Source organism: Promicromonospora citrea (assembly GCF_013004695.1).
Taxonomy (GTDB): Bacteria; Actinomycetota; Actinomycetes; order Actinomycetales; family Cellulomonadaceae; genus Promicromonospora; species Promicromonospora citrea.
Map to the genome: position 1 here is coordinate 1 of NZ_JABEMG010000251.1, position 2,628 is coordinate 2,628.

The 2,628-nt window shown below is 77.3% G+C and carries 4 protein-coding genes; 3 read left to right on the forward strand and 1 reads right to left on the reverse strand.

Features of this window, described 5'->3' with window-relative positions; translation table 11 throughout:
• Positions 1–605, reverse strand: a 605-nt coding sequence (locus HLB15_RS23240) for a UbiA family prenyltransferase (protein WP_171109099.1), incomplete at its 3' end; no start/stop codon positions are given.
• A 106-nt stretch (positions 606–711) separates the two neighbouring features.
• Between HLB15_RS23240 and HLB15_RS23245 the strand changes: the two genes are divergently transcribed.
• The 3 genes from HLB15_RS23245 to HLB15_RS23255 form a co-directional block, all read left to right on the forward strand.
• Positions 712–1,806: a type III polyketide synthase gene (locus HLB15_RS23245; protein WP_171109101.1), complete on the forward strand. Its 1,095-nt coding sequence runs from the start codon at positions 712–714 to the stop codon at positions 1,804–1,806.
• 4 nt (positions 1,807–1,810) lie between these two features.
• On the forward strand, positions 1,811–2,365 hold the full coding sequence (locus HLB15_RS23250) for an isoprenylcysteine carboxyl methyltransferase family protein (protein WP_171109105.1): 555 nt from the start codon (positions 1,811–1,813) through the stop codon (positions 2,363–2,365).
• Positions 2,362–2,628 (forward strand): FAD-dependent monooxygenase (locus HLB15_RS23255; RefSeq protein WP_171109103.1); only part of this gene is annotated, 267 nt, incomplete at its 3' end. The genes HLB15_RS23250 and HLB15_RS23255, both read left to right, overlap by 4 nt.

A 2,628-nucleotide genomic window follows, 5' to 3' on the forward strand; every position in this document is an offset into this window, starting at 1 on the left:
CGCACGCCGGTGGCGGCGTCGTCCTCGAGGTCGGGCAGCGTGTTGGCGACGTGCGCGCCGACCCCGAGCACCGCGACGGCCGTGACCGCCCAGCCGGCGGGGACGCGCGGTCCGGGCGCCGCGAGCACGACCGCGACGGCGAGGAGGCCGAACGACACCGCGTAGGGCAGCCACGACCACACCGTCGCCTTGAGCCGCGCGTTGTACGCCCACGCCCCGGCCACGGCCACGAGGTGCGCGACACCGGGCAGCACGCCCAGCGCGAGCGAGGCGACGGCGCACACCGCCACGGCGGCGAGCGCCGCCCGCCGCAGCGTGCGGGGCGTGACGAGGCCCGCGACCACGGGCTTGTCGCGCCGCCCGACGGCGAGGTCCCGCGCGGCGTCGATCCAGTCGTTGGACCAGCCGACCGAGAGCTGCCCCGTGCCGACGGCGACCGCCACGAGCACGACGGTCGCCGGCGGAGAGCCGAGGGCGGCGGCGAGCGCGGTGGCCAGGCCGGTCACCACGACGGCGGGCGCGGCGTGGCTCGCGCGCACGAGCCCGAGCACGCGCCGCGCGACCGGTGCGGCCGCCTGTCCGCTGGACGTCCCGGCCGAGGTCATGCGCCGAACCTAGCCGCACCCGGGTCCGCTCGCAGGGTGCCGCGACGCGCGGACGGCCCGGCCGCCTCGCCGCGCAAGTGACCCCGTCCTGGGTGACGATTCCGGTATGGCGGATACCGGGAAGTCCTGCGTGGTAGCGGTCGAGCCGGTCCTGCCGGAGCACGTGTACGACCAGGCGGCGATCACGGCCGCCGTCGGCCCGCTCGTGGCGTCCGAACCGGGCCGGGGCGCGCTGCTGCGCCGCCTGCACGCGAGCGCGGGCGTCGACCACCGGCACCTCGTGCTGCCGCTGGAGGAGTACGCGGGCCTGCACTCGCTGGGCACGACCAACGCGATCTTCGTCCGCGAGGCGGCGGCGCTCGCCGAGGAGGCCTGCCGCCGCGCGCTCGACAGCGCCGGCCTGGCACCGCAGGACGTCGACCACGTGTTCGCGACGTCCGTGACCGGCGTCGCGGCGCCCTCCCTCGACGTGCTGCTCGCCGAGCGGCTCGGCCTGCGCGGGGACGTGCGGCGCACGCCGTCGTTCGGCCTGGGCTGCGCGGGCGGTGCCGCGGGGCTGGCCCGCGTGCACGACCACCTGCTGGGCCGGCCCGACGACGTCGCCCTGCTGGTCTCCGTCGAGCTGTGCTCCCTCACGCTCCAGCACGGCGACGACTCGACCGCGAACATGGTGGCGTCCGGGCTGTTCGGTGACGGCGCCGCGGCGGTCGTCGTCGTCGGTGAGCGGCACCCGCTGGCGCGCGGCGGCGGGCGCGCACCGGCCACGATCGTCGACACGCGCTCGCACCTGTACCCGGGCACCACGGACGCGCTCGGCTGGGAGGTGCGCGACACGGGGTTCGCGATCGTGCTCTCCGCGGGCCTGCCGGACCTGCTGGCCGCGCACCTGCTCGCCGACGTCAAGGGCCTGCTCGCCGACCACGACCTGACCCCGGGCGACGTGCCGACCTGGGTGGTGCACGCGGGCGGGCCGCGCGTCATCGACGCGGTCCGCGACACCCTCGGGCTGCCGGAGGACGCCGTGCGCGAGAGCCGTGCGAGCCTGGCGTGCGCGGGCAACCTGTCCTCCTCGTCGGTGCTCGACGTGCTCGCCCGCACGCTCGCGCACGACGACGCGCCACCGGGGTCGCCCGCCGTGCTCATGGCGTTCGGGCCGGGCGTGGCGTGCGAGCTGGTGCTGCTGCGGATGGGAGGTCGGTGACGTGCTGGTCACCTACGTCGTACTGGTGGGGCTGACGGCGCTGGAGCGCCTCGCCGAGCTCGTGGTCTCGGCGCGCAACGCGCGCTGGTCCTTCGCGCGCGGCGGCGTCGAGTCGGGCCGGGGGCACTTCCCGGCCATGGTCGCGCTGCACACCGGCCTGCTCGTCGCGTGCGTCGTCGAGGTCGTCGCCGCCCAGCGCCCGTTCCTGCCGTGGCTGGGCTGGCCGATGCTCGTGCTCGTCCTCGCGAGCCAGGCGCTGCGCTGGTGGTGCGTCGGCACGCTGGGCCCGCGCTGGAACACGCGCGTCATCGTGGTGCCCGGCCTGCCGCTCGTGGCCACGGGACCCTACCGGTGGCTGCGGCACCCCAACTACGTCGCCGTGGTGGTCGAGGGGGTCGCGCTCCCGCTCGTGCACACCGGCTGGGTCACCGCCCTGGTGTTCACCGTGCTCAACGCTGTGCTGCTGGCGAGGTTCCGCATCCCGGCGGAGGAGCGGGCCCTGCGGTCCGCGACCGGCGGAGCGAGCCGCGGTGCGCGCGCTCCGGGTGGGGCCGGATGAGCCGCGACGCCGACGTCGTGGTGGTGGGCGCAGGACCGGTCGGGCTCGCGGCCGCCGTCCGCGCCCGGGAGGCGGGCCTCGAGGTGCTGGTCGTGGACCGTCGGGCGGGCGTGCTCGACGGCGGCCTCGACAAGGCGTGCGGCGAGGGGCTGCTGCCGGGGGCGCTGCGCGCGGTGCGCGCGCTCGGCGTCGACCCGCCGGGCCACACGCTGGCGGGCATCAGCTACCGCGCCGACGGCCGGCACGCCGACCACCGGTTCGCC

What these genes read in the sequence shown, in the direction of transcription:
- HLB15_RS23245 (WP_171109101.1), top strand. Translation starts at nt 712, where the DNA reads ATGGCGGATACCGGGAAGTCCTGCGTGGTAGCGGTCGAGCCGGTCCTG.